A 5,370-nucleotide genomic window follows, 5' to 3' on the forward strand; every position below is an offset into this window, starting at 1 on the left:
GGCCGCGCGGGGCCCGGCCGGGAGCAGCAGGTCCCCCGGCCCTCCCGCCTCCGTACAGCCCGCCCTCGACCCGGACGGCTTCGCCGCGCTGGTCAACTCCGCCCGCGCAGCCGCCGGTTCACCACCGGTCTCGCTCGACCCGCGGCTCGGGTCCGCGGCGCGGGCCCACGCCGTGGCCATGGCCGCGTCCGGACGCCTCGGCGTCGAGAGCCGGGACGGCGTGTCCGTCCACCAGCGGGTCGTCGGCGCCGGGTACGCGTATCTCACCGTGGGCGAGCACCTGGTGTCCGGGCCGCGCACCACCGCCGAGTTCGTCGCGTACTGCCTGCGCACGGACGGGCCCCGCCGTACGCTGCACGACCCGGCGTTCACCCACACCGGAGTGGCCCATGTCCACGACGGACCCACCGGCGACACCTACTGGACCGCGCTCTGGGCCAGGCCCCTCACGCCGGACGGACTGGTCGGCGCGGCGGCGGCCGTCACCGACCTCACCAACCGGGAGCGCGCCCGGGCCGGACTCCCGCCCCTGGCCGCCGATCCCCTGCTCACCGCCGCCGCCCAGGCGCACAGCGCGGACATGGTGGCCCGCGACTTCTACTCGCACACCGCGCCCGGCGGCAGCCGGCCCTGGGACCGGGCCGCCGCCGCGGGCTCCACGCGGCGGTCCATCGGCGAGAACATAGCCTGCGGCCAGCGCTCCCCCGCGGAGGTCGTGGAGGGCTGGATGAACAGCCCCGGCCACCGGGCCAACATCCTCAAGCCCGCCTTCACACACCTCGGGGTCGGCTTCGCCGGCGGCGGCCGGGCGGGCACGTACTGGACGCAGCTCTTCGGCGGCTGACCCCGCGCCACTGTGCGCCCTGCCCGTCACCCGCCCCGATCTTGGCGGAGGGGAACGCTCCGGGCGAGGATGCGCGTATGAAGGGTGACCTCTTTTCCAGCAGGCACATGGCACAGCCGGCCGTCGCACCGGGCATGACGGTCGAGAACGCCAAGTGCCTCCGCTACACGGTGAACGGCGAGATGCTCGCCCGGCAGGGCGCGATGATCGCCTACCGCGGCCGTCTCCAGTTCGAGCGCAAGGGCCAGGGCGTGGGCGGCATGCTCAAGCGCGCGGTCACCGGGGAGGGACTGCCGCTGATGGCGGTGCGGGGGGAGGGTGAGGCCTGGTTCGCCCATGAAGCGCAGAACTGCTTCATCGTCGAGGTCGAACCCGGCGACGAGTTCACGGTCAACGGCCGCAACGTCCTGTGCTTCGACGCCACCTTGTCCTACCGCATCGCGACGGTGAAGGGCGCCGGCATCACCGGCGGCGGCCTGTTCAACAGCGTCTTCACGGGGCACGGCGGACTGGGGCTGATCTGCGAGGGCAACCCGCTGGTCATCCCGGTCTCGCCGCAGTATCCGGTGTACGTCGACACCGACGCGATCGTCGGCTGGACGGCGGGTCTGCAGACCTCGCTGCACCGCTCGCAGTCCATCGGCTCGATGCTGCGCGGCGGCTCCGGCGAGGCGGTGCAACTGGTGCTCCAGGGCGAGGGACACGTCGTCGTGCGGCCGAGCGAGGCGACTCCGCAGAAGGCCGGCCAGCACTGAGGTCCCCGATGGTGATCTGCGCCTCACAGGCAACCCCGTCCGTGCGGCCGACGTCTTGATCCACAACAGGTGATGCCCTGGCCCTTGTGGCCAGGGCAGGTTTCCACCCTTCTATACGCACCATGTATACGCTCTGTGTATACATGGTGCGTATACGGATCGAAAGGCATCGATGTACGGCAAGGCATTCGCCCCGGAGTACCAGGGCGCGCTCACCACCCTGTCCGTCAACTCCTCCCTGACCGACGTCCTGGCCGCCGGCACCGAGCAGTTGAGGGCGGCCGAGCGCGCCGGGAAGCCCGGGGAAGCGGCGCGTTCCGGACTCGCGGTGGCCGAGGCGCACCGCCGGCTGGGAAGGGTCGAGGAGGCGGACCGGGCGTGGAAGGCGAGTTACCGGGCCGCCCGTCAGGCCTCGGACGTGGCGGCGATGGCCTGGGCGCTGTGGAGCGGCGGCACGCTGGCCCGGCAGCGCGGGGCGTTCCGGCTGGCCCGCCGGCTGCTCCAGCTCGCGGCGGATATGGGCGAACGCGGCGGGGACATCGTCGTACGCGGCTACTCGCTGGCGGGCCTGGCCGAGACCGGCCGCATCCAGGGCGACTACGAGGCCGTCGGCCGGCTGCACGAGCAGTTGCTCGCCGAGGCCCGGCGGCGCGGGGAGGCGCGGCACACGGTGTGGGCGCTGGAGGGCATCGCGCAGATGCACCGCAACACCGGGGACTACGACACCGCGTATGCCCTGTTCGAGGAGTCCGCCGAGATCGCCGCGCGCGCCGACGACCGGCGCGGTCACGCCTGGGCGTTGCGCGGTCTGGCCGACGTCGTGTCGGTGCGTGACGGGGACACCGAGCGGGCCCTGGAGCTGCTGAGCGAGGCGGAGGTGACGTGCCGCGCGATGCGGCTGTCCAGCGCGCTGGCCTACAACCACAAGATGCGCGGCAACGTCCTGTACCGGGCCGGGCGTTACGCCGAGGCGCGCGCCCTGTACGAGCAGGCCCTGGCGGAGTTCCGGGAGATGAGCGAGCCGCGCGGAGAGGCGCTGTCCCGGCTGGGCCTCGCCAAGTCCCTGGCCCGGCTGGGCCGCGACCGCGCCGAGACGGCGGCCGAACTGGCGGAGCTCGCCGGCACGCTGGAGCGGATCGGACTCCAGCACGCCCGCACGATGGTGGCGCGCGCGTATGACGAACTCGGTATACCGGATGCCGGGACCGTCGAGGCGAGGCCGGCGGAGGTGACCCGGTGACGGCGTCCTCCACGGCGGTGGAGGTGGCACGGCAGGACGCGGTCACGCACGACGAACGGCAGCACGACGCGGCCGGTCCCCACCGGACCCTCCAGCGCTGCCGCACCCTCGTACGCCCCGCCCTCGCCGAAGCCGTCGGCCGGCTGCACCCCTGGGTCGGCGAGATGGCCGCCTACTCCTTCGGCTGGTGCGAGGTGGGCGGTGCCCCGGCCGTCGCCCCGGGCGGCAAGGGCGTACGGCAGGCGCTCGCGGTGCTCGGCGCCGAGGCGGCAGGTGCGTCCGGGCGGGACGGGGTGGCAGCGGCCGTCGCGGTGGAGCTGGTGCACGCCTTCTCCCTGCTGCACGACGACATCATGGACGGCGACGCGGACCGGCGCCGCCGCCCGGCCGTGTGGAAGGCCTACGGCACGGGCCCCGCGGTCCTCGCGGGCGACGCCCTGTTCGCGCTCGCCGTAGAGACCCTGGCCGCGCAGCCGGGCGGAGCCGCGGCCGTGCGGACGCTGTCCGTCGCGCTGGGCGACCTGGTGCACGGGCAGGCGGACGACCTGCTGTTCGCCGACCGCCCCTGGACGGGGCCACAGCGGGTCCGGCCCGACGAGTACCGGGCCATGGCGGAGCAGAAGACGGGTTCGCTGCTGGGCTGCGCAGCCGCGCTGGGTGCCGTGCTGGGCGGCGCCGCCCCCGAGACGGCCGCCGCGCTCGACCGGGCCGGCCGGCACCTCGGGATCGCCTTCCAGATCGTCGACGACGTGCTGGGCATCTGGGGCGACCCCCAGGTCACCGGCAAACCCGTCCACGGCGACTTGCGGGAACGGAAGAAGACCCTCCCGGTGCTGGTCGCGCTCGGCTCCCCGCACGGCGGCCGGCTCGCCGCGCTCCTGGAGTCGGGCGACGATCCCGGCGCGGCGGCGGAGCTGATCGAGCGGGCCGGCGGCCGGGCCGCGGCCATGGCTCAGGCCCGGCAGCACGTCGTCGCTGTCGAGAGGGCGCTCGCCGGAGTGCCGCTGGAGGCGAGGGCCCGCGGTGAACTGCGGTCACTGCTCGGGTTCCTGGTACGGCGCGACGTCTGAGCCGGCCGCCCCCGGATAATCCGTCGCCGAATTCATCGGAGGGGTGTCGACTTCAGGCGTTGGACACCTTGATATTTACCGTCGGTTACCAGCAGGCCAGCCGGGGATTCGGGAATCCGCGGGGCGCGGGGGCCAATTTCCCGCACCCGCGGTGCCACCCCCGGCGGCCCCCGGGCGGCCGAGGTGAGCCGCTCCTGAGCCCGTGAAAGACCGTTTTCTCTCGCACACTTGATCCCCTCTTTTGAATAAAAGACAAGAATGGACGCGGAGTTGCGATCCAGTTGAACGGAGCACGGCCCGTCCCCCGTACTTCTGGAAAAGGTGAGAGCCAGGTTTCCAGCGAGGGATGGCCATGGGCAGGGCGCACGTCTCCACACACCAGTTGGTCGGCGGCCGGTACCGGCTGCTCGAGATCATCCAGCGCGAGACCAACCGCATCTGCTGGTACGCCGAGGACCTCGGTGCCGGTGAGGTCTCCCGTCCGTGTCTCGTCACGCAGGTCGGGCTTCCGGACGACGCGTACGAGACCGGGCGGCGGGCCGCCGGCCGCCTGCTGCGCACGTCGGAACGCATGGCTCTGCTGTGCCCCGGCCGGATCGCCACCGTCGTCGACGCCGCCGAGGAGGCCGGCACCCTGTGGACCGTCAACGAGTGGATCGACGGCACCCCGCTCGGTGAACTCCTCTCGGAGCAGGGCACGTTCAACTACGTGCGGGCCGCCCGTATCGGTCTGGAGCTGCTCGACGTGCTGGACGCCGCGCACGCCGAGGGCATCACGCACGGCGAGCTCAGCCCCGGCCAGGTGTTCGTCCGCGAGGACCATTCGGTGGTCGTCACCGGTTACGGCCTGGTCGGCGCGACCCTCGCGCCCCGGCTCACGGCACCCGCGTTCGCCTCTCCGGAACAGGCCCGCGACGAGCACATCGGGCCCGCGGCCGATCTCTGGGCGCTCGGCGCGATCCTCTACACGATGGTCGAGGGCCGCCCGCCCTTCCGGGACCGGGGCCGGCCGGAGAACACCCTGAAGGGCGTGGACCGGCTGCCCCTGCGCACGCCGGTGCGCGCCGGGCCGCTCACCCAGGTCGTGCAGGGGCTGCTCCGCAAGGACGCCCGGGAGCGCCTGACCCGCCCGGTGGTCCGGGAGGCGCTGACCCGGGCACTCAGCGAGGACCCGGAGGCGGCCATGGCGTCGGTGCCCGTGCCGCGGCTGCGCGGCGCGTACGCCGCGATGCGGCCGGGCGGCCCGGCGTGGAGCAGACGGACCATGGTCGCGGGGACCGCCCTGGCCGTGGTCACCGTCGCGGCGGCCGTGCTCGCCGCGACCCAGGGGCTGCCCGGCAGCGACACGGGCAGTGACGCGGCGGACTCCCCGGCCCGGCCACCGGTCTCCGCCGCCTCGCCGGGCGAGGGCACCGGCGGCGGCCCCGACCCCTCCGGGCCGCCCAGCCGGACCGGCTCCCC

The 5,370-nt window shown here is 73.8% G+C and carries 5 protein-coding genes; all 5 read left to right on the forward strand.

Going from position 1 to position 5,370, the window contains the following annotated elements; all coding sequences use genetic code 11:
• Positions 1–844 (forward strand): CAP domain-containing protein (locus CCL05_RS16050; protein ID WP_208641537.1); only part of this gene is annotated, 844 nt, incomplete at its 5' end.
• A gap of 77 nt (positions 845–921) precedes the next feature.
• A complete protein-coding gene (locus CCL05_RS16055) occupies positions 922–1,599 on the forward strand; it encodes an AIM24 family protein (RefSeq protein ID WP_086561189.1) in 678 nt (225 codons plus the stop codon).
• A gap of 172 nt (positions 1,600–1,771) precedes the next feature.
• On the forward strand, positions 1,772–2,839 hold the full coding sequence (locus CCL05_RS16060; RefSeq protein WP_086561190.1) for a tetratricopeptide repeat protein: 1,068 nt from the start codon (positions 1,772–1,774) through the stop codon (positions 2,837–2,839).
• A complete protein-coding gene (locus CCL05_RS16065) occupies positions 2,836–3,909 on the forward strand; it encodes a polyprenyl synthetase family protein (protein WP_107400467.1) in 1,074 nt (357 codons plus the stop codon). The genes CCL05_RS16060 and CCL05_RS16065 overlap by 4 nt, the downstream gene beginning before the upstream one ends.
• A 352-nt stretch (positions 3,910–4,261) precedes the next feature.
• A partial coding sequence (locus tag CCL05_RS16070) for a serine/threonine-protein kinase (protein ID WP_086561192.1) occupies positions 4,262–5,370 on the forward strand: 1,109 nt, incomplete at its 3' end.

Origin of the sequence: Streptomyces africanus, assembly GCF_002150735.1 — a bacterium.
GTDB lineage: Bacteria > Actinomycetota > Actinomycetes > Streptomycetales > Streptomycetaceae > Streptomyces > Streptomyces africanus.